Genomic DNA, 20,199 nt, shown 5'->3' on the forward strand with positions numbered 1-20,199 from the left:
TTCCGAGGAAGCCCCCGCCCAGCCCACCATTGAGATGAGGCTGTGCCGCACGAATAAAAAAACACGCATAGGCGTGTCGTGCGCCTTTGTAGATTTCAGGAGACCAATCCCGGCACCAGATTTTGCTGGTGCGTAAACACTATGGCGCATTATTCGCGGCGTGTAAACTTACCAAAAAGGTAACTATTACACAATATTAATGCGCAATGTTTACCGTCGCAGGATAAGAACGCCGTCTACACAACGGCGCTGACCCGGTAACGATCACATCTCGCTACGCGCCTTCTGCAGCAAATACATGAGGTGCGTCTCAATGTCCCGCAATTTTTCCTGGTTGTCGGTGACGTAGTTCAGAAGTGCTTTCAACTCAGTCATCGCGCCAGAGATGTCATAGCCCTTCTCATAAAGTTGTAGCAGCAGCCTCTCAATGTTGGATCCGGTCTTGAGCGCGGTCACACCCTTCGTTGTATGAACCTGTTCTGAGTAGGCATCCGTGCACGGATAGTGATATTCATTTTCTTCTCCTGTTTTCATCACTCATACCTCTATGAATACTGTATGTATAAACAGTATCAAATGATTTCCAATTTTTCCAGTTGTTTTAGGTTACCAATAAGGTAATTCAGGTGATGATTGAAAGGTAATTAAAATTCATATAGGGGTTAATAGGCGGTAAGATGTGCGGATAACCACCAACGCGGAGCCGCGCCATGACTGTTTCAACTGAGGTTAACCAAGCTGCATACACGGGGAATGGGGTTACCACCGTTTTCCCTTATACATTTCGCATATTGAATGCCAGCAATCTAACAGTCACACGGATTGACCTTCTCGAAGTCGAGACAGTTTTGACACTTGGAACTGACTACACTGTAAGCGGGGACGGTTCATATAATGGTGGATCTGTTGTCCTGACTCAGGCATTGCCGAGTGGTTATTCACTTGTCATCGTGCGTGACCTCGATATTGTGCAAGAAACTGACCTACGCAATCAGGGTACCTTCTTTGCTGAAGTGCATGAGGATGCATTCGACTATTTGACAATGATCATCCAGCAGGTCGCCAGCTGGTTTGGATTGGCGCTGCGGCGCCCGACGATTAAGTCAAAGTTTTATGATGCAAAAAACTTCAAGATTTCAAATCTTGAAAACGGAACAAAACGCGCAGATGCTGTCACTAAAGGTTATGTCGATGATTTATTTACTGGCGGGGTAACTCCTCCAGATTTTACGGTTGAGAATGATATTTTTACTAACCATCAGCGTAATATCATCTCAACGATGCCATTGCTGTTCCCTGATTACGACACTTTATTGGAAGCCACTCCGGCAGCCACATATATGTACCCTCAGGCTTTCTGTGTGACTAATGGATTGGTTTATATCACCTATCCATTTGAGCCAAAACAATCAGACAATGTCATTGTGGTTTATGATTTGTCCGGTAACTATCAGGGATATTATTTTGTTAATGCTGGCGGTGCTGGCAGAGCAGCAGAAGGAATTGTCGTAACCTCAGACCTTGGTGGGTTAAAAATGTACATTGGACACGTCAATGGTGAACTCAGAGAGTTTAACCTGGCTGGTGCAATATATGGTTCTCACCTTCCACTTTTACGAAGCATCAACGTAGGCCTTTATAATCAGTTTAGTTACCGTAATGGAACATGGCTGGTTGAGCAAGACGTAGCTGAGGTCGGGCAGATAATCACAAGAACCGTAATGGGTGTCTTCGATAACAATTTCAACAGAACAAGCACCCTGACGGTCCCACTGCATGATGTTGGATACGTTACTGAAACTACTTCCGAGTATTCACCATACTTTAATAAACGTCAGGGTATATTAGTTGGCGACAACTACTTTGCGTTTGGATTCGGTGGGTATTTTTCCGATGGTGCAGGTTCACCCGGCGTAAATGAATATCAGGGAAGTAAAGTATTTAACTCTGATGGTACAAAAAGAACCGAGTCCATGCTTGATCCGCAAGGAATGATGGACATCATGAAGTCTCATGGGCTTAATGTTACCAGGATTGAAAACGAAGGATTGGCAATTTCTGATGATGGTAAAAGTATCTACTCACTTTACATTCATCAGGAAAGGACAGGAGTAGAACCTTATAACTCTGGGCTTGTTATTTTTGAAGAGTATTCTACATCCAAAGATGCGATAGATTTTGTTCAAGCATCTAAAATGCCGAGAGGTTATGACATTGATCATGCCAGCATTGGCGTTTTCCCGAGAAGTTATCAGGGAATGGTTAATCCTGTCACCGGTTCTGTGTTCACAAACCTAACTGAAATACTGCAATACATGCAAAGAGCAAACCAGAAGGAGTTTAAATTCTATACTGGGTCGGTAACAATATTAGATATCAGTGGTTCTTCATTACCTGCAAGCACTTATGTTGAAATTCTCAATGCGAATAATCAAACCTTTATCGTTAATTATTATTCTGCTGATAGCGGTATAAGTTACATCATAGCCACTAACGGCTCTGGTGATTTTGTCTTCCTAAGGCAGCGCCCATCTGTCTGGGCTTCTAATATAACTATTCAACAGAATGAAACCGGCAATCAGTTAAATAGATTAACCGCGTCATCAGCAACTGGCGCGACGACTAACGCAGATAAAATTCTCGTGATTGATCAGCAAGCCACCGCATCTGCTAATGGTCTTGTAATTGGCGGGAGCTCTTCTGTATTTAAGTCTGCAACAACAATAGATTTTTCGACAAATCCAACCAATACATCTTTGGGTGGAACGGTAAGATTTCGGATTGCAGAATATGGTATGCGGCCATTTGCAGATAATACGTATTCCTTAGGACAGGCGGCTTTTCGCCTTACAACAGTTTACGCGGCGACAGGAACTATAAACACATCAGATGAAAGGATGAAGACAGACATTATTGATCTTTCTGAAGCAGAGAGAAGAGTCGCCGTTAAATTGAAATCTCTGATCAGACGATTTAAATTTAAAGAATCAGTCCAGGATAAGGGTAATGATGCGCGATACCATTTCGGAATAATCGCTCAGCAGGTTAAATCTGCATTTGAGCAGGAAGGACTGGTAGCTGAAGAGTATGGGATTTTATGTCATGATGAGTGGGAAGATGAATACGCTCCAGTAATGGCTGTTCGTAATTCCGAAGATGATACAGGGAAGTTAGTGCCGGAGGAATATGACACTGGCGAAAAGATTCTTGCTCTTGCTGCTGGTGACCGTTACAGCGTTCGATATGAAGAATTATTGTGCTTTATCGTGGCAGCCATTTAAAATATTTTAATAATCATTATCAATGTCTTGCATGGCTGAACGGATCACCAGCCATGCAATGACCCCTACCACTGCCAACACGGCGACAACTATCAGAATTATTTTCACATATGCCCCCAAGAATTTAGAGATGGCCGAGTGTGCTCTCAATACCCACAACATACAAATTGGTATAAACGATCGCTTTCGAAAAATTGATCGTTTAAATCGATCAGGATTAAGCTGATGGTAATTTTTATCCGTATGTGAATATTTGTGTATCATGGGGCAACCTACTTAAAGGGGTCTTTCTCATGAACCAAGCACAAAACTGGATAAGCAATGCTCTAAACTCTATCGGCAGTTGGATCACCTATCTATGGGCCACGGTCACCGCTGGCACAGCACTACTATCACTTCAAGATTACACCTTCATTATCGGCACCGTCGTCGGCGCCATCTATACCATTCGAACGTTCCGAGTAAACCGTGCTGAGAAGCTGGCATCCATCGCTGACAAGCAAAGGCGGACAGATTTGTATGCCGATTTTCTCAGGAACTACGACCCCGCTAAACCTCCCGCCGCAATTGAGATAGTCCACGAAGCCCTGCAACGTGCGAGTAACGACGCATGAGTGCCATCAGAAAAGCCGGTAAGGCCGGTGCCGTTTGCTCCGTCATAACCATCATCGCCCTGGTAGTCGCCAGCGGACAGGTGAGAACCAGTGAGCCGGGTCTGGAACTGATCGGTAATGCTGAGTCTTGCCAGCGTGAGCCGTACCGATGCCCGGCTAATGTATGGACTGACGGTGTGGGAAACACGCACGGCGTTAAGCCAGGCGTCCGCAAGACCGATGCGCAGATCGCCGCCGATTGGGAGAAGAACATCATTGATGCGGAGAAGTGCGTAAACCGGTACGCCGATGGCGAGAAGCTGAAGCAGGGCGCGTTTGATGCTGCTGTCAGCGTGACGTTTAACATTGGCTGTCCGTCAATGCAGAAATCCACGATGTTCTGGATGTTCAGGCAGGGCCGGATAACCGAAGCGTGTAATGAGTTCCCGCGCTGGGTATACGCAGGTGGCAAAGTTCTTCCCGGCCTGGTGACGCGCCGAGATAAGGAGAAGGCATTATGTCTAACGCCGTAAAGGGAATTGTCTGCATCGTCGTGCTGCTGCTGGCGCTGAGTGCGGTTGTCGGCCTCGGCGCCTGGCTGGCCGGTCGGCATTACCAGCCCACTATTGATAGCCTGAACGATAAACTGTCGAAGTGTGGCAGCCTGAAGGATCAGGCCAACGCAACCATTCATTCGCAGAACGTTGCAATTACAGCGCTTCAGCAGGCGGCAGCCATCAGGGAGAAAGCTGCGAAGGATGCCGTGGCCGCTGCCCGAGAATCTGCCAAAGATGATTACGGCAAAGCCAGTGATGTTCTGGCTGAGCGCGTAGATAGTCCTGACGTATGCGCTGCTGCATCTTCAGCGTTCGACGCTGAGCTGGCGCGGGAGCGTGCGAAATGAAATGGCTGATGATAATGCTGGCCGTCGGCCTGACCGGTTGCTCTGGGCGCGCCGCTGTTCCTGAGCCTGTTTATGTTGAAGTGAAAGTCCCGGTGCAGGTACCATGTGACCCTGGTGCTATCGACGCGCCAGCCTTCGCAGTAGACCGGTTGCCGATCGGTTCATCCATAGACAAACAGATGCAGGCTCTTCGTGCTGAACGCCATCAGCGGATCGGATACGAGAAAGAGCTGAATGCCGCCGTTGATTCTTGTCGTACCACCGCAAAGCCGGGTTAACTTCACCCCGGAACGGTATCAATGACGGTATTAAATGATTTTGTCTGTATTAAATTAAACAATATCAGGCATTTAGCATTCGACTATATAACCTAATTCTTATAATTATCTGTGGCTAAGATCCAATGATTTTTTAGACTTAACTATGTCAATTTTTGTAAGTGGCTGGCGGGTCACGAAATTACTCCGCCAGCGTTTTGCGTCTTTTGCCAGATTTACGTTCTGCTAGCAATAACGGGCAGGAAGGGCACATCGCATGGTCAGCCAGATCGTAACGCAGACAGCACTGTTTACGGTATTGCGGGCTGTCCGGATCGGCCGGATTTTCGGCACGCATCGGCTGAAACAGCGGGTTTTTACCGCCATAACGCAACTCGCGCGATTCCATCAGCGCCATGCCGTCGGCGATATCTGCGTTCACCAGCTCGGCCTGTTTTACGCCCCAGCCAACGCGGATGGCGGCATTACTCCAGTAGATACCCGGCTTGAGGCCGGAGAATTCTGCCAGCGCTTCACACACCGGGCGTAAATGCTGCTCGATCATCACATCGAAACGCGCCATCGGTTCAGAAGAGGTCAGCGCTTCGCCTTCGCCATCGAGATAAATCTGCGCGGGTAGCCCCTCTTCCTGCATACACAGGTAGACGTTTTCGGCGGCGATCGGCAACTGCCAGCCATGACGCAGCGAGACGATCACCCAGCTTGGCAGCAGGGTGGCGAAATACCACTGTGACCACATCGAAATCCGCGCGCGGCGGGTGTCGCACTGCGCGGCGTCAGCAGAATTGGCATCCAGATAGCGTTTAAGCATGCTGGCGCAGCCTTCAGGGGTGGTGAGATGCGTCACAGGCACCGCGTTGGTGACCAGCGGCGTCAGCGGTTTAAAGGTGTCCGCCACCCAACTGACGGGCGTATCACGGAAACTGTCGAGAAATCTTTGCATTGTCGGGGGCGAATAGGATTCGGCGCTATAAATCATGCGGACAGAGTAGCGAAAATTAAAGCGGAATAGTAATGATTTCGATTTAGATTGCGATGCGGCAGGAAAATCCGATCAGCAGCGGGGCGACATCGCCGTGCCCCGCATAAAAGACCGTCTTACAAGACGTTACTCTGCAACACCCACACGGCGGCTTCGACGCGTGATTTCAGTTTCATCTTTTTCAGCAGATGTTTGACGTGAACTTTCACCGTGCTTTCGGTGATGTTAAGACGGCGCGCGATCATCTTATTCGGCAGACCTTCGGCGATCAGTTTGATGATGTCGCGTTCGCGCGGTGTCAGGGACTGAATATCGCGATCACCGCTCGGGCGGCTTTCCCGCAGGCTGGCCGCTAATACCGGCGTCAGCGCTTCGCTGAGCACCATTTTTCCGGCAGCGGCGTTATGCAGCGCGGCCAGTAAATCTTCCGGCTCCATGTCTTTAAGCAGATAGCCATCGGCGCCGCGTTTAAGCGCGGTCACCACGTCATCTTCATGATTGGAGACGCTGAAAACCACCACGCGGCCTGACAGCGAGGTCTGGCGCATTTTATCCAGCGTGTCCAGACCGTTCATGCCGGGCATATTCAGATCCAGCAAAATCAGGTCCGGATCCAGCTGTTTTGCCAGTTCCACGCCTTGCTCGCCGTTGCTGGCTTCGCCGATCACTTTCAGGCTGGCGTCCAGCGCGATCAGCTGTTTGACGCCGTTGCGCAGCATAGGATGATCGTCAATCAGCAAAATAGTGGAGGGGGTGATGTCGTTCATACTTGCTCCTGGGGATTGATTGGCAGAGCTTCCGGGCGGAAACGCACGAGCACTTCAGTGCCGCCGTCCGGACGTCGGTCGAACCGACAGGTGCCATGTAAGGTGCTGGCGCGATCCTGCATGATGATCAGGCCATAATGATTTTGCCGTTCGGCGTTCGGTGAAATGCCCTGGCCGTTATCGCTAATGCGCAGGGTAATTTCCCCGTCATCGCAGTGCAGGGACACCGACACCTGCGTGGCGCGGGCGTGTTTATAAGCATTGTTCAGCGCTTCACGGGCGATGTGCAGCAGATGAATTCCCTGATTTGCCGGAACGGAACGCGGGGGGATCTGATAATCGAAACCGATGGTCAGCCCCATGCGGCGGGAGAATTCATCCACCGTGTGTTGCAGCGCCGCGCGCAGGCCGGGGGTATTGAGGGTCAGGCGGAACGTGGTCAGCAGCTCGCGCAGCTGGCGGTACGCGGTGCTCAGTTCATCGCGCATCTGCTGTAACAGGTTTTTATCCTCTTCCGAAAACGTGCTGGCGTGCATCTGCAAACAGGCGACCTGGATTTTCAGGCAGGAGAGTGACTGCGCCAGCGAATCGTGCAGCTCGCGGGCAATGGCCGAACGCTCTTCCATCAGCATCAGTTGCTGCTGATGTTCCGCCTGACGCGCCAGCATCAGGGTGCTGGTCAGTTGCTCCATCAGCATTTTGATCAGCTGTTGCTGATCGTCATCCAGATGCTCCCCCGGCGGCAACTGCGCCAGCAGAACACCGTAATTGTCGCGCTCATCGCGCAGGCTCCAGCTCAGTGAATCCCCGTCCTCATCCGTCTGTTCACCGACTTTCGGGCTGACCGGCTGGCGCGGCGAGGCATTATTGAACTCATTGAACACCTCGGCGCTGTTGTTTTCGTACTGACGCAGCTGCACTCCCCGCAGCGGCGTGAGTGACTGCAATTCTTTCAGCACCGGCTGCATCCGCGCATCCAGCGGCTCGCTGGTGTGCAGCTGGCGGCTCACGCGGTACAGATAATCCAGCACCTGATTTTTCTGTTGCAGATCGGCGGTTTTTTCCATCACACGCTGCGCCAGATTATCGACCATTTCCCCCAGGGCCAGAGACATGCTGTTGAGCGAATCGCCGAGGATATCCATCTCATTGTGCGCGTCGCCGTTCGCCACGCGTTTGCGCTGATAGCGGTGGCTGAAATCCCCGGCGGTGATGGCGCTGGCCTGCGACAGCAAATTCCGCCACGGCGTCAGCAGATGGCGGCGCAGGAACCAGATGGTCACGGCGAGCAGCAGCAGGGTGACGGCGACCAGTGCGCGCTGAATCAGTGAAATCTGCTGTAAATGGTATTCGGTTTTATGTTCGAGTGCGGCCACCAGCACGTCGAGCTGGCCGACAAACACCGCCATATTGGCGGAGACGTCCTGCGGATGTTTCGCCGCCATCACCTGATGGCGCAGCGTGGTTTGCCAGTAATTACGCAGCGCCAGAAATTGCGGTTGCAGGCTTTCGCGTTCCACCGCCTGCAACAAATCGGCGCTGTTCTGGTCAATCTCCATCTGGCGAATATACGCGGCGTTTTTGCCACTGAGCGGCACTTCCGACAGCAGCCGGTAACTCTGCATACGCAGCGAACCGGCTTTATTGATGGCGTGGGCATTGCCTTCGATACTTCCCGCCATCCACGCCGCCATGCCCATGCCGCCAATGCCCAGCAGGCCGAGAAGCAGCATCAGCAGGGTGATCTGGCTGACAAGCGAGAGAGAAGGCAGGGCGCGTTTGAGCATCAACAGGGTTTCCGGTGGCTGTAAAAAGCGTTAAGTAATTCTTTATATACCGATTATGGCTAGGTTAACCGCATGGCAAGAGGGGGCATTTTTTATGATCCGCACGACTTTCCCTATACCCCTTTGTGATTACTCCTTTATTTCCATTGGAGGTATCGATGCGGTAGCAAGAAGCACATTGCGTTATCAACCTTATGAATATTAGCAGTTAATTGGACAGGAAGCTGATACTCACAAAGAGGCCATGGTTATTTTATCGTCATTTTCCACCTGCCTTTGCGTTGATTTGTATCAACATCCCTAAGCGGTGCTCTACCTAGTGTGTGCGACATAACTCCACCATTACAACAATAACGCGCTTCAACTCGAGGTTCATATGTCACACACATCAGCTACACCGACGGAAAAACCGTCCCGCCTGTTGCAGGACTGGCGCCCGGAGGATCCGGCATTTTGGGAAAAGACCGGTCATAAAGTCGCCAGCCGAAATTTATGGATCTCCGTCCCTTGTCTGTTACTGGGCTTCTGCGTCTGGATGCTGTTCAGCCTGGTTTCCGTGAATCTGAACAAAGTCGGCTTTAACTTCACCACCGATCAGCTGTTCATGCTGACCGCCATTCCTTCCGTTTCCGGCGCGCTGCTGCGGGTGCCTTACTCCTTTATGATCCCGCTGTTTGGCGGCCGCCGCTGGACGGCACTGAGCACCATCTTCCTGGTTCTGCCTTGTGCGTGGCTGGGCTTTGCGGTGCAGGACACCACCACCTCCTACAATACCTTCCTGGTGATCGCACTGCTGTGCGGTTTCGGTGGCGCAAACTTCGCGTCAAGCATGTCTAACATCAGCTTCTTCTTCCCGAAAGCGAAGCAGGGCGGCGCGCTGGGCATCAACGGCGGTCTGGGCAATCTGGGCGTCAGCGTGATGCAGCTGGTAGCTCCGCTGGTCATTTCCCTCGGCGTGTTTGCTGCGTTCAGCGATAAACAAACCCTGGCTAACGGTGCGGACATCTGGCTGCAAAATGCGGCCTGGATCTGGGTGCCGTTCCTGGTGATTGGTACCGTCGCTGCCTGGTTTGGTATGAACGATCTGGCGTCGTCAAAAGCTTCAATCCGCCAGCAGTTGCCGGTGCTGAAACGCGGCCATCTGTGGATCATGAGTGTGCTGTATCTGGCGACGTTCGGTTCGTTTATCGGCTTCTCCGCAGGTTTCGCGATGCTGACCAAAACCCAGTTCCCTGACGTCAACATTCTGCAATACGCCTTCTTCGGCCCGTTCTTTGGCGCACTGGCGCGTTCAGCCGGCGGAATGCTTTCCGACCGTCTGGGCGGTATCCGCGTAACGCTGGTGAACTACATTCTGATGGCGATTTTCGCCGGTCTGCTGTTCCTGACCCTGCCGGTGAATGGCGTGGGCGGCAACTTCCCGGCGTTCTTTGCGGTGTTCATGGTGCTGTTCCTGACGGCCGGTCTGGGCAGTGGTTCAACTTACCAGATGATTGCCGTGATCTTCCGTAAACTGACCACCGACCGGGCGAAAGCGCGCGGTGCCAGCGAAGACGAAGCCCTGCGTGAAGCGGTCACCGACACGGCAGCGGCACTCGGTTTCATCTCTTCAATCGGCGCGATCGGCGGTTTCTTTATCCCGAAAGCCTTCGGTATTTCTCTGGCACTGACCAATTCACCGGCTGGCGCGATGAAAGTCTTCCTGGTGTTTTACGTGGTCTGTGCGCTGATCACCTGGCTGGTGTACTGGCGTAAACTGAACAAAGGTTTTGCGACCAAACAGGTCAGAAAATAACGTCTGATTTTTGATTTTCTGTCAGTAATCACCAAAGGGGCTGCGGCCCCTTTTTGCATAGACATCAGCGCTCCCGCCCCTGTGGATTTCCTCCCAAAAAAATTATTCGCCGCGTCTTAAGTCATATTTATTTACTACCCTTAACCCAAATTAGACAAAACCTGCGCTGGCGCGGAGAGGTGTGTAGTGAAGAAGCTTAAGATTTCTGCTGCGTGCTCTTGTAAGAAAATGGTGGCCTGTCTGGTCAGCCTGAGCCTTTCTGAGGCGGCACTGGCAGGCTGCGACATCTTTAATCCGGTATCAGGACAGACCGTGACGTGCTCTGTGGCTGCCCCCAACCCCTCCGCGATGGGGGCTACCGCAGTGGTTGGAAGTGACAATGTCACGGTCAATATTGACACTGGCACTATTCTGAATTTAAACGATCAAAACGGTGTCCTGGTTTACAGCGACAGCACGGTTTTCCAGCGCGGTACGCTGAACATCACCAATGACAGTTTCGACGGTATTTCCGCCCGTCTGGCCGGTAACTCCCTGCACAATGTCGGCACCATCACCACGCAGGGCTTTCAGTCGGAAGGTATCTATCTTTCAGGGACCACCAGTCAGGCCATCAACGAGTCCGGCGGGCAAATTTTTACCAGCGGGGAGAATTCCAGCGGAATAATCAGTTTTGGCAGTTCACCGGCCACCGTCGGAAATAACACCCTGCTTAATGCGGGCAGCATTTCGACCTCCGGCACGCTTTCCTCCGGGATTTATGCACAGGGCAGCGGCAACCAGCTCACTAATACCGGCAGCATCACCACCAGCGGCACCAACGCGTCCGGTTTACAGGCGAATGGCAGCGACAATTCGATCAGCAACAGCGGAACCGTGGTGACACAGGGGCTGGGCGCTAATGCGATCAATAACGACGGTGGCGCAACTCTGGGCTGCGTGACCAACTCGGGCTCGCTTTCCACCCGCGGGGATTTTGCTAACGGCGTGTATTTCGGCGGCAGTGCCGATTTCACCAACACGGCGACCGGCACGATCACCAGCACCAATGCGCGTGGCGTGCTTGCCACCGGCGGCGGAACGCTGACAAATAACGGCATGATCAACGCCGGACGCGACGGCATCGACAGCCCTGCTGGCGCGGTAACCATCATAAATACCGGTTCGATCACCTCCGGTAATGAGCGTGCCGTGCATGTTGAAAGCAACGACAACAGCACGCTGATTAACAGCGGTGATCTCACCGGTAACGGCGTCGCGGTGCAATTTTCCGGTGGTAATGACGTCTTTATCTGGCAAAACAGCGGGACGCTCAGCGGCTCCGCAGACATGGGCGCAGGGGACGACAGTGTGACGCTGCGTCGTCTGACCGACGTCAATCTGGCGGCCATGCCCTTACTTCAGGGCGGCGCGGGGCAGGATCAGCTGACGCTGGAAAATTCACAACTGAGCGACCCGTCGCGCTTCATCGACTGGGAAAGTGTGCTGCTGCAATCAGCCTCGCAACTGTCGATGACCCGCCCGCTGGTGCTGGGTGATGCCACCACGCAAACCGGCACCCTCAGCATCGATTCCACCAGCGTATTGCTGGCGGGAGGGCAAAGTGCGGCGGACATTGCGGGCTTTGGCGGCGCGAATGACGTTACCGTCACCAATGCCGGGACGCTCGATCTGACAGACAGCGCAGGCAGCACCCACGATCGTCTGACTATTCACGGCAATTACGTGGGCGATAACGGCGTGCTGAAGTTGCAGACGGTGCTAAACGGTGATGATTCGGCATCTGACCGGCTGGTGATTTCCGGCGGGCAGGCCAGCGGCAGCACACAAATTCAGGTCACGAATGTTGGCGGAACGGGCGTAGCGACGGCGGGCTCCGGCATTATGCTTGTGGAAGCCACTAACGGCGCGACCACGACCGCCAGCGCCTTTACGCTGGCAGGCGGTTCGGTTTCCGCAGGGGCCTATGATTATTTGCTGTTTCGTGGCAGCAGCGACGATGCGCAGAGCTGGTATCTGCGCAACTCACTGATTGTGGTCACGCCACCGGTCCCCCCCCCCCGGTGACGCCTCCCGTGACGCCGCCGGTCACCGCGCCAGAGTCTCCGTCCGTGACGCCGCCCGTGACCCCGCCGGACATTCCCCCGGTTGCGCCGCCCGTCGTCCCGACGTCACCCCCGGTCGATACCGCTGTGCCGCTTTACCGGCAGGAAGCGCCGCTGTATCAGGCGGTCGCACCCGTCGCGCAGCAGATCGGCATCCATCAGATCGCCACCTATCATGACCGCCAGGGGCAGGTGAACACCACGGGGCAGGCGGCAGGCTGGGCCAGAACCTTCGGCGTCCACAGCGAACAATCCTGGTCCGGTACCACATCGCCGTCATTCGACGGCCATTACGCCGGGCTACAGGTCGGTCAGGATTTGCTGGCCGGCGAAAAGGATAACGCAGGCATCTTTTACGGTTTCACGCGGGCCAAAGGTGATGTGCGCGGTTTCATCCGTGCTCAGCCGGATGCCTGGGCGGGCAATATGACGCTGGAAGGTAATAGCGCGGGCGCGTACTGGACGCACCACGGGAAGGGGCAGTCTTATGTCGATCTGGTGGTGATCCACACCTGGCTTAACGGCTCGACCACGTCCGGGCGCGGTAACGATGCAGATGTCGGAGGCAAACTCTGGTCTGCGTCACTGGAAACCGGGTATCCGGTCCCCCTGACAGAACGCTGGTCGCTGGAACCGCAGGCGCAAATTATCGGCCAGCGTCTGAGCCTCGATGACAGCAATGACGGCATTTCATCGATTAACTACAGCAAGGATACGGTGTACACAGGCCGGGTCGGTGCGCGGGTGCAGGGAAGTTACGGGGAGGCTGAACGGCGTCTGCAGCCGTTCCTGACGGTCAACGTGTGGCATGAATTTGACGATACCACCAGCGTCACGCTGGGTAATGATCGCCTCACGCAGGACGCCGGAAGTACCGCGCTGGAAGTCGGTGTGGGGTTAGCGGCCAGTATCAGCCGGCAAATCGAACTGTATTCATCCGCCAGCCACACCAGCGACGACGACAGCAATCACCGCGAAGACGTCAGCGGGAATCTGGGGGTCAGGATCATCTGGTAGCCGGGGTGTTGAGCGCACTACTTCACATAGGAATTCAGCACGCTCAGCACCACATCCAGATCGGCTTCGCGTTTGACCTCATCGGCCTCGTGAACAATATGTTCAGTCAGATGGCCTTTGATCACTTCCCGCATCAGCCCGTTCACCGCGCCGCGGATCGCCGCGATTTGTTGTAAAACAGCGGCGCATTCGTGGGGTTCATCCAGCATTTTATTTAACGCCGCCACCTGGCCCTGGATCTTGCTGGTACGGGCCTTCAGCTTCTGTTTATCGCGAATAGTGTGGGACATGTTAACTCCTTGTATGACGCGAAATGCCGGGCCAGCTTATCATTGCCAGTATACTGGGGGGTAGTATTTTATACTGGGGGGGAGTAGAATTCCTGCGCCTACCTCAATGAGATGCCTCACCATGAATGACTTTTCAGCACTTTTGCAGCAGGGAAATGCGTGGATGTTTATACCCGGCGCCATATTGCTGGGGATTTTGCACGGGCTTGAGCCAGGCCATTCGAAAACCATGATGGCCGCTTTTATCATCGCGATTAAAGGTACCGTCCGGCAGGCCGTTTTACTCGGGCTGGCGGCCACTGTGTCGCACACGGCAATTGTCTGGATCATTGCCTTTGGCGGCATGTATCTGAGCAACCGTTTTACTGCCGACGCGGTGGAACCCTGGATGCAAATGGTGTCTGCGGTGATCATCCTCGGCACGGCGCTGTGGATGTTCTGGCGCACCTGGCGGGGTGAACGGTTGTGGAAAAGGGAGCACGCGCACGGGCATCATCATGATCATCACCACGCTCCCGCCCATGCTCACAACAATGTACAGCGCCACCTGCCACCTCAGGGGCTGGGCCATCTGCGCAGCATGACGCCCATCAGCCTGTCGCCGCAGGAATATCAGGATGCACATGAACGTGCACATGCCAGCGATATTCAGCGCCGCTTTGCGAGTGCGGAAGTGACCAACGGGCAGATCCTGTTTTTCGGTCTGACCGGCGGGTTAATCCCCTGTCCGGCGGCTGTGACGGTGCTATTGATCTGCATTCAGCTCAAACAACTGGCGCTGGGTGCGACGATGGTGGTGTGTTTCAGTATCGGGCTGGCGCTGACGCTGGTGACCGTCGGGGTGGCTGCCGCGGTGAGTGTCCGGCAGGCAGCTAAACGCTGGAGCGGGTTAAATACGCTGGCGCGCAGGGCACCGTATTTTTCCAGTGTGCTGATCGGGCTGGTCGGGATTTATATGGGGATCCAGGGTTATATCGGCTTAACGTCGTAAAAAATCCGAACCTAATCAGTCATAAGCCATAACAATTCAGACTTTTTAAAACCGGCTCAAGGCGCTATAAATGACGGGATGAAAAATGGAGAAAAGATCCCGCGATGAAAACTGCCCACCTTGTTGACCCTGAACTGCGTCCGTTGCTCGACCAGATGCCCGCCCGCGTACTGGAAGCCTCCGTTTTGCCCGCCATGCGTGAGCAGCGTCAGGCGGCGGCGCTGGAAAGTTTGGCACAGGATGACGGCTTACCGGTGTGTGTCACGCATCATCACGTTGAAGGCAGCAAAGGCGCGCCGGCGGTGCGTGTGGCGGTGATTTCGCCGCAACATGCCCGGAAAGGGCGGATGGGTATTCTGCATATTCACGGCGGCGGTTATGTGCTGGGCAGCCCCGAGCAGTCGATGCCGCTGACCCTTCCGACGGCGGCGCGGCATGATTGTGTGATTGTCTCGGTGGATTACCGTCTCGCGCCAGAAACATCGTTTCCCGGTCCGCTGGAAGATTGTTATGCCGCACTGGTCTGGATGGCTGAGCAGGCGGAGTCTCTGGGTATCGATGCTGCGCATATGGGTGTGATGGGTGACAGCGCCGGTGCAGGGCTGGCGGCCTCTCTGGCGCTGCTGACCCGCGACCGTGGCGGCCCGACACTGGCGTTTCAGAACCTGATGTATCCGATGCTCGACGACCGTACCGTCACGGAGAGTCACCCTAATCCGGTGACCGGCGAATTCGCCTGGACACGTGAGGACAATCGTTTTGGCTGGCAGGCGTATCTGGGGCACGACGCAGGGCTGGCTGAGATTTCCTGTTACGCCGCCGCAGCGCGTGCAGAGGATCTCAGCGGGCTTCCGCCGGTCTGGATGGGTGTCGGTTCGATTGATTTATTCCTTGATGAAAATATCGACTACGCCCGCCGGTTAATCCGCGCCGGTGTACCGGTGGAGTTCAGCATCTATCCGGGCGGATTCCACGGTTTTAACGGCGATCCGGCGTATGCGCTGGCACGACGCGCCCGCGAGCAGCGGCAGGATGCGCTGGCCGGTTTCAATCCTCTGCGTAATAAACATCACTATGGCTTATAATAAAAAATAATCTATAAGGCATAACCCAGGTTTAATCAGAAAATATTTTGGACATCAAACAGCTCATCTACCTGTGTAATCTCGAGCGCGAGCGGCATTTTGGCCGGGCGGCGGAGGCGAGTTTTGTCAGCCAGCCGACGCTGTCGATGCGCCTGAAAAATCTTGAGAAAGAACTCGGGCTTAGCCTGATCAACCGCGGCAATAATTTTGAAGGTTTCACCGCCGAGGGCCTGCGCGTACTGAGCTGGGCGCGGGAAATTGTCGCGGTGCACGAAGGGCTGAAGCTGGAGGTTGAGTCGTTAAAGCAGGGCATGAGCGGCACCCTGCGCATCGGCGTCATGCCGCAGTGCAGCGTTTCGCTGGCGAAGCTAATCAAAGCGGTCAGCCTGGTGCATCCGGGGCTGGATTACCGGGTCGCGGAAGTCAGTGCCGACCAGCTGATTGAAGCGCTGAGCAGCCATTCAGTGGATGTCGGCATTGGTTTCTTCGAATTCTCCACCCTCAACGAACTGCGTTTTCAGCTGGTACCGCTCGATGACGGCGGCGTGGACGTGGTTTACCATCCCGACCATTTCCCTGAGCTGCAAAACCTGACCCTGATGACCGCAGAACAGGCGGTCGCGCTGCCGTTGTGTCTGTCCGAGCCCAGCCGCTATTTTCGTCGTTATCTTGACAACTTCTTCCGTCAGTCCGGGCTGGAACTTCATCCCCGTCTGGAAAGCACATCGATATTTCAGCTGATGCAGGGCGTGTTTGTCGGTATTGGCTGCGCGCTGGTGCCGCGCGGGCATCTGATTGATGACATGCATCCGGCGCTGAAGCGCTGCCCGCTGGACATCACGCCGATGAGCCGCCACGCCGCGCTGGTGGTCGCCGAAGCGGGGCGCTCCACACCGCTGGCCCAGCATTTCTTCACCGCCTCCGGTCTGTGGCTGGCGCAACAACCTCTGGAAAAACCGCCGGCATGGCCTAAATAAAGCGCCATCAGCGTTTTCTCTCTCTTAATCCTATTGATGAAATGAGTCTTTGGGCTCAAGCTTTGCGGCATGACTTAAGTAAAATGGATGGAATAAAACATGAAAGCATTAAAAACGGTGATCCTGGCGATGGCGGCAAGCGGCATTTTACTGGCCGGCGGCGCGCAGGCAGAGAACAATTTGCTGGGGCAGTTGCAGCAGGCGGCCAATGAAGGGCTGAACGGCGCGGGCAAAAACACCAACAGCACCGGCACCACCTCATCCCTGACCTCACTGCTCGGCGGTGGCGACAGTGCGCTGACTTCCACCAGCGCGAACAACGTCGCCGGTGTGTTGCAATATTGCGTGAAGAATAACGTGCTTTCCAAAGCCAGCACCGAGAATGTCAAAGATCAGTTGCTGAGCAAACTGGGTATCCAGAGTGCGTCGGGCGCAGAAAGCCAGGATTATCAGCAAGGGCTGGGCGGTTTACTGAAAACCGGTAAAGATCAGAGTGTGGATCTGAACAACCTTGGCAGCGGTCTGACGCAGGTGAAAGAGAAAGTGAAAACCAAAGCATGTGATGTGGTGCTGAAGCAGGCGAAATCCTTTATTTAATCGCAAAGGCTGGCGCCATAGCGGCTTTTAACTTCAAATTCAAGGTCGTGGGCGTCGGCCCACACCGACCAGAGACCCGGTAACGCGCGGGCCTCTGGACTCCGCGCTTTTTCACAGCGCGCTTCGCTCGTTGGCTATGTTTCATCAGCCGCCGTGATAGCCGCAAAATCCCGCCGCTGCGCGGTTCCCTTCAGTCGGGTTACAACCCGCGTAAAAAGACCCGCGGTTTTCCACCTCTCCTTACGGCGTGATTTTTGAAAGCGGCCTCAGGCTTATACTTCACAACCTCACTTTCTTTATTTTTCTAAAAACTGCGGACGATTCAGAAATATTGCTGAAACATGACCCGCAGCCGCTCATTTCAGGTTACCCGGCCTAAGGCCTCACCCTTCATTCGGTGCCATTTTTGAGCGCGCCAATAAACTTATCTAAAAGATAAAAACAGTCTGCCGTTGATTTTGTCTTTGAATTTAAGATCCCACGGGCGATTCAGAAATCTTGCTGAATGAGAGGTTGCAGACCAGAGGCTGCAATCCCGAAATGAAGGCACCGCGAAGCGGCAAGATTTCCAGCCTGTCGCTGTGGTTGCTGAAACATAGCCAGCGCGCGGATCACGTGTTTGAAAAAGCGAGGGGAGTCCAGAGGGGAAAAGCCTTTCCCCTCTGGTCGGTTTCGGCACGAAATGCCGAGTGATAACCGTTATTAAAAAACCGAAATTTACTCAATTCTGTTTTAAAGCTTTTAAAGATTTAAAGCTTTTTAAGCCATCAAAAGGGATCCAAAGGGAACCCCTTTCACTCCGCATAAACCTTCTCTTTGCTCTCGCACAAATCCTCGATCAAACATGACCCGCAGCGCGGCTTACGCGCAATGCAGGTATAGCGACCGTGCAGGATCAGCCAGTGGTGGCAGTCGAGTTTGAACTCAGCAGGCACCACTTTGAGCAGTTTCTCTTCCACGTCATCAACGGTTTTGCCCGGCGCGAATTTCGTCCGGTTGCAGACGCGGTAAATATGCGTGTCGACCGCAATGGTCGGCCAGCCGAAGGCGGTGTTGAGCACGACGTTGGCGGTTTTGCGGCCAACGCCCGGCAAGGCTTCCAGCGCAGCGCGATCTTCCGGTACTTCACCCTGATGCTTTTCCAGCAAAATGCGGCAGGTTTTGATCACGTTTTCCGCTTTGGCATTAAACAGGCCGATGGTTTTGATGTATTCCTTTACGCCGTCCACGCCAAGCGCCAGAACCGATTCCGGCGTATTGGCGACCGGGTAAAGTTTGGCCGTCGCTTTGTTCACGCTGACGTCCGTGGCCTGCGCGGAAAGTAACACCGAAATCAACAGCTCGAACGGCGTGGTATACACCAGTTCGGTGGTCGGATGCGGGTTGTTGTCCCGCAAACGGCTGAGGATCGCGACGCGCTTTTCCTTATTCATGCACACTTCCTTTTGGCAGAGTTTCTTCAGCGGCAACATGTTGCACCGCTTTACGCGCTTTCATGCGCTGATCAATCAGGTATTTCCCGGCAAGCAGCAGGCCAAGGCCGATAAAGGCGCCCGGCGGCAGCATGGCCAGCAGGAACGGGTTATCAAGGTGGATAACTTCGATACGCAGCACTTTGGCCCAGGGGCCGAGCAGCAGATCCGCGCCGTTAAACAGCACGCCGCTGCCGAGAATCTCACGCATTGAGCCGAGCACGAACATCGCGCAGGTGGCACCCAGCCCGGTCATTGCGCCATCCAGCGCCGCCAGATGCACCGGACTGTTCGCCGCACAGGCTTCCGCACGCCCCACCACAATACAGTTGGTGACGATAAGCGGAATGAAGATCCCCAGCGCCTGATACAGCCCGAACGCGTAGGCGTTGATCAGCATCTCTACGGTGCTCACCACCGAGGCGATAATCAGTACGTAAATCGGAATACGGATTTCATCCGGGATCCACTTACGGAACGCGGAAATCATGCCGTTGGTGCAGGTCAGCACCAGCGTGGTCGCCAGGCCTAAACCGAGCGCATTGGTGGCGGTGGAGGTCACGGCCAGCAGCGGGCAAAGGCCCAGCAGCTGAACCAGCGAGGAGTTATTGGTCCACAGACCCTGAACGATTATCTTTTTGGCTTCACTCATCACGGGCTCCGCAAGGGGTAAGTTGGGAGAGCTGAGACGGTACCGTCCCGATAAATAATGCAGTCCGTTTCACGGAACGCACCACGGCGCGCGGGGTGATGGTTGCGCCGGTGAACTGATCAAACATACCGCCGTCTTTCTTCACCGCCCAGCGCTCATCGCTGGCGCCATTGACGGTCTGATTGGCGAAATGCTTGATCCAGTCAGAAATACGCACTTCAATTTTATCGCCCAGCCCCGGCGTTTCATGCTGTTCAAGCACGCGGGAGCCGTAAACTTTGCCGTTGAAATCCGCCGCAACCAGTAACTGAATCGCACCGGAATAGCCGTCAGGCGCGGTGGTTTCCACCACGGCAGCCACCGGTTCTCCGCCTTTGCGCGCCAGATACATCCGGTGCGGGGTGGCGGTGCCCAGTGACTCATCGGTGACGTTGTAACATTCATCCTGCAGGTTGTTATCGTACACACTGGCAGGAATAACCTGATCGAACAGGGTTTTCTGCTGTAACAGCGCCTGATGCTCAATGGTCGGTTTGGTCAGCAGGTTAACGATGGCGGTCATACCGGTCATCAGTGCGCCAAAAAATGCCAGAATCAGGCCGTGGCGTCGCATTGTCGCTAACATA

Annotated in this window: 20 protein-coding genes; 12 read left to right on the forward strand and 8 right to left on the reverse strand. The window is 54.2% G+C overall.

What is annotated here, in order from left to right; genetic code table 11:
- Nucleotides 1-264: 264 nt before the first annotated feature.
- The gene (locus J1779_RS15185) at nucleotides 265-534 is read right to left on the reverse strand and encodes a hypothetical protein (protein ID WP_217204160.1); all 270 of its coding nucleotides are present in this window, start codon (nucleotides 532-534) and stop codon (nucleotides 265-267) included.
- Nucleotides 535-710: 176 nt separating this feature from the next.
- On the opposite strand from J1779_RS15185, the gene J1779_RS15190 reads away from it, so the two are divergent.
- The 5 genes from J1779_RS15190 (at nucleotide 711) to J1779_RS15210 (ending at nucleotide 5,056) form a co-directional block, all read left to right on the forward strand.
- Nucleotides 711-3,281, forward strand: coding sequence for a tail fiber domain-containing protein (locus J1779_RS15190; RefSeq protein WP_217204161.1), 2,571 nt, complete (start codon nucleotides 711-713; stop codon nucleotides 3,279-3,281).
- Between the two features lie 293 nt (nucleotides 3,282-3,574).
- Complete coding sequence (locus J1779_RS15195) at nucleotides 3,575-3,895, forward strand: hypothetical protein (protein ID WP_217204162.1); 321 nt, start codon at nucleotides 3,575-3,577, stop codon at nucleotides 3,893-3,895.
- Nucleotides 3,892-4,407, forward strand: coding sequence for a lysozyme (locus J1779_RS15200; protein ID WP_217204163.1), 516 nt, complete (start codon nucleotides 3,892-3,894; stop codon nucleotides 4,405-4,407). Before J1779_RS15195 ends, J1779_RS15200 begins: the two co-directional genes overlap by 4 nt.
- Nucleotides 4,392-4,778 carry a hypothetical protein gene (locus J1779_RS15205; protein WP_217204164.1) on the forward strand — a complete coding sequence of 129 codons (387 nt, stop codon included), beginning with the start codon at nucleotides 4,392-4,394 and terminating at the stop codon, nucleotides 4,776-4,778. Before J1779_RS15200 ends, J1779_RS15205 begins: the two co-directional genes overlap by 16 nt.
- Nucleotides 4,775-5,056 carry a hypothetical protein gene (locus J1779_RS15210; protein WP_217204165.1) on the forward strand — a complete coding sequence of 94 codons (282 nt, stop codon included), beginning with the start codon at nucleotides 4,775-4,777 and terminating at the stop codon, nucleotides 5,054-5,056. Before J1779_RS15205 ends, J1779_RS15210 begins: the two co-directional genes overlap by 4 nt.
- A 181-nt stretch (nucleotides 5,057-5,237) precedes the next feature.
- Here J1779_RS15210 and fhuF read toward each other — a convergent pair whose 3' ends face one another.
- The 3 genes from fhuF to narX form a co-directional block, all read right to left on the reverse strand.
- Entirely contained in the window at nucleotides 5,238-5,999 is a 762-nt protein-coding gene (gene fhuF / locus J1779_RS15215) for a siderophore-iron reductase FhuF (protein WP_056780382.1), read from the reverse strand.
- Between the two features lie 155 nt (nucleotides 6,000-6,154).
- Nucleotides 6,155-6,805, reverse strand: coding sequence for a two-component system response regulator NarL (narL, locus tag J1779_RS15220; protein WP_056780379.1), 651 nt, complete (start codon nucleotides 6,803-6,805; stop codon nucleotides 6,155-6,157).
- Nucleotides 6,802-8,592 (reverse strand): nitrate/nitrite two-component system sensor histidine kinase NarX, encoded by a 1,791-nt coding sequence (gene narX / locus J1779_RS15225; RefSeq protein ID WP_217204178.1) that lies wholly within the window; start codon nucleotides 8,590-8,592, stop codon nucleotides 6,802-6,804. Before narX ends, narL begins: the two co-directional genes overlap by 4 nt.
- A 376-nt stretch (nucleotides 8,593-8,968) precedes the next feature.
- On the opposite strand from narX, the gene J1779_RS15230 reads away from it, so the two are divergent.
- The 3 genes from J1779_RS15230 (at nucleotide 8,969) to J1779_RS15240 (ending at nucleotide 13,509) form a co-directional block, all read left to right on the forward strand.
- Nucleotides 8,969-10,387: a NarK family nitrate/nitrite MFS transporter gene (locus tag J1779_RS15230; protein WP_056780373.1), complete on the forward strand. Its 1,419-nt coding sequence runs from the start codon at nucleotides 8,969-8,971 to the stop codon at nucleotides 10,385-10,387.
- A gap of 186 nt (nucleotides 10,388-10,573) precedes the next feature.
- Nucleotides 10,574-12,454, forward strand: coding sequence for an autotransporter outer membrane beta-barrel domain-containing protein (locus J1779_RS25725; protein ID WP_217204166.1), 1,881 nt, complete (start codon nucleotides 10,574-10,576; stop codon nucleotides 12,452-12,454).
- Nucleotides 12,451-13,509, forward strand: a complete 1,059-nt coding sequence (locus J1779_RS15240) for an autotransporter family protein (RefSeq protein WP_217204167.1) — start codon at nucleotides 12,451-12,453, stop codon at nucleotides 13,507-13,509. The genes J1779_RS25725 and J1779_RS15240 overlap by 4 nt, the downstream gene beginning before the upstream one ends.
- Nucleotides 13,510-13,526: 17 nt before the next feature.
- Here J1779_RS15240 and rcnR read toward each other — a convergent pair whose 3' ends face one another.
- Entirely contained in the window at nucleotides 13,527-13,799 is a 273-nt protein-coding gene (rcnR, locus tag J1779_RS15245) for a Ni(II)/Co(II)-binding transcriptional repressor RcnR (protein WP_056780366.1), read from the reverse strand.
- Between the two features lie 121 nt (nucleotides 13,800-13,920).
- Here rcnR and J1779_RS15250 point away from each other — a divergent pair, with 121 nt between their 5' ends.
- The 4 genes from J1779_RS15250 (at nucleotide 13,921) to J1779_RS15265 (ending at nucleotide 17,449) form a co-directional block, all read left to right on the forward strand.
- Nucleotides 13,921-14,790, forward strand: coding sequence for a nickel/cobalt efflux protein RcnA (locus tag J1779_RS15250; RefSeq protein WP_217204168.1), 870 nt, complete (start codon nucleotides 13,921-13,923; stop codon nucleotides 14,788-14,790).
- 104 nt (nucleotides 14,791-14,894) lie between these two features.
- Complete coding sequence (locus J1779_RS15255) at nucleotides 14,895-15,875, forward strand: alpha/beta hydrolase (RefSeq protein WP_217204169.1); 981 nt, start codon at nucleotides 14,895-14,897, stop codon at nucleotides 15,873-15,875.
- 47 nt (nucleotides 15,876-15,922) lie between these two features.
- Nucleotides 15,923-16,852 (forward strand): LysR family transcriptional regulator, encoded by a 930-nt coding sequence (locus tag J1779_RS15260; protein WP_217204170.1) that lies wholly within the window; start codon nucleotides 15,923-15,925, stop codon nucleotides 16,850-16,852.
- A gap of 99 nt (nucleotides 16,853-16,951) precedes the next feature.
- On the forward strand, nucleotides 16,952-17,449 hold the full coding sequence (locus J1779_RS15265) for a YjjA family protein (RefSeq protein ID WP_056780352.1): 498 nt from the start codon (nucleotides 16,952-16,954) through the stop codon (nucleotides 17,447-17,449).
- Between the two features lie 794 nt (nucleotides 17,450-18,243).
- Here J1779_RS15265 and nth read toward each other — a convergent pair.
- Genes nth through rsxG form a run of 3 tightly spaced genes read right to left on the reverse strand, consistent with a single transcriptional unit; the run spans nucleotide 18,244 to nucleotide 20,198 of the window.
- Nucleotides 18,244-18,882, reverse strand: coding sequence for an endonuclease III (gene nth, locus J1779_RS15270; protein ID WP_056780350.1), 639 nt, complete (start codon nucleotides 18,880-18,882; stop codon nucleotides 18,244-18,246).
- A complete protein-coding gene (locus J1779_RS15275; protein ID WP_122095420.1) occupies nucleotides 18,875-19,573 on the reverse strand; it encodes an electron transport complex subunit E in 699 nt (232 codons plus the stop codon). Before J1779_RS15275 ends, nth begins: the two co-directional genes overlap by 8 nt.
- Complete coding sequence (gene rsxG / locus J1779_RS15280) at nucleotides 19,566-20,198, reverse strand: electron transport complex subunit RsxG (RefSeq protein ID WP_056780344.1); 633 nt, start codon at nucleotides 20,196-20,198, stop codon at nucleotides 19,566-19,568. Before rsxG ends, J1779_RS15275 begins: the two co-directional genes overlap by 8 nt.
- Nucleotide 20,199 lies beyond the last annotated feature (1 nt).

The sequence above is a fragment of the Rahnella rivi genome (assembly GCF_019049655.1).
GTDB classification, from domain to species: domain Bacteria; phylum Pseudomonadota; class Gammaproteobacteria; order Enterobacterales; family Enterobacteriaceae; genus Rahnella; species Rahnella rivi.

What these genes read in the sequence shown, in the direction of transcription:
- nth (WP_056780350.1), bottom strand. Translation starts at nt 18,882, where the DNA reads ATGAATAAGGAAAAGCGCGTCGCGATCCTCAGCCGTTTGCGGGACAAC.
- J1779_RS15275 (WP_122095420.1), bottom strand. Translation starts at nt 19,573, where the DNA reads ATGAGTGAAGCCAAAAAGATAATCGTTCAGGGTCTGTGGACCAATAAC.
- narX (WP_217204178.1), bottom strand. Translation starts at nt 8,592, where the DNA reads ATGCTCAAACGCGCCCTGCCTTCTCTCTCGCTTGTCAGCCAGATCACC.
- rsxG (WP_056780344.1), bottom strand. Translation starts at nt 20,198, where the DNA reads ATGTTAGCGACAATGCGACGCCACGGCCTGATTCTGGCATTTTTTGGC.
- J1779_RS15205 (WP_217204164.1), top strand. Translation starts at nt 4,392, where the DNA reads ATGTCTAACGCCGTAAAGGGAATTGTCTGCATCGTCGTGCTGCTGCTG.
- J1779_RS15185 (WP_217204160.1), bottom strand. Translation starts at nt 534, where the DNA reads ATGAAAACAGGAGAAGAAAATGAATATCACTATCCGTGCACGGATGCC.
- J1779_RS15200 (WP_217204163.1), top strand. Translation starts at nt 3,892, where the DNA reads ATGAGTGCCATCAGAAAAGCCGGTAAGGCCGGTGCCGTTTGCTCCGTC.
- J1779_RS15210 (WP_217204165.1), top strand. Translation starts at nt 4,775, where the DNA reads ATGAAATGGCTGATGATAATGCTGGCCGTCGGCCTGACCGGTTGCTCT.
- rcnR (WP_056780366.1), bottom strand. Translation starts at nt 13,799, where the DNA reads ATGTCCCACACTATTCGCGATAAACAGAAGCTGAAGGCCCGTACCAGC.
- J1779_RS15250 (WP_217204168.1), top strand. Translation starts at nt 13,921, where the DNA reads ATGAATGACTTTTCAGCACTTTTGCAGCAGGGAAATGCGTGGATGTTT.
- J1779_RS15255 (WP_217204169.1), top strand. Translation starts at nt 14,895, where the DNA reads ATGAAAACTGCCCACCTTGTTGACCCTGAACTGCGTCCGTTGCTCGAC.
- fhuF (WP_056780382.1), bottom strand. Translation starts at nt 5,999, where the DNA reads ATGCAAAGATTTCTCGACAGTTTCCGTGATACGCCCGTCAGTTGGGTG.
- J1779_RS15230 (WP_056780373.1), top strand. Translation starts at nt 8,969, where the DNA reads ATGTCACACACATCAGCTACACCGACGGAAAAACCGTCCCGCCTGTTG.
- J1779_RS15265 (WP_056780352.1), top strand. Translation starts at nt 16,952, where the DNA reads ATGAAAGCATTAAAAACGGTGATCCTGGCGATGGCGGCAAGCGGCATT.
- narL (WP_056780379.1), bottom strand. Translation starts at nt 6,805, where the DNA reads ATGAACGACATCACCCCCTCCACTATTTTGCTGATTGACGATCATCCT.
- J1779_RS15190 (WP_217204161.1), top strand. Translation starts at nt 711, where the DNA reads ATGACTGTTTCAACTGAGGTTAACCAAGCTGCATACACGGGGAATGGG.
- J1779_RS15195 (WP_217204162.1), top strand. Translation starts at nt 3,575, where the DNA reads ATGAACCAAGCACAAAACTGGATAAGCAATGCTCTAAACTCTATCGGC.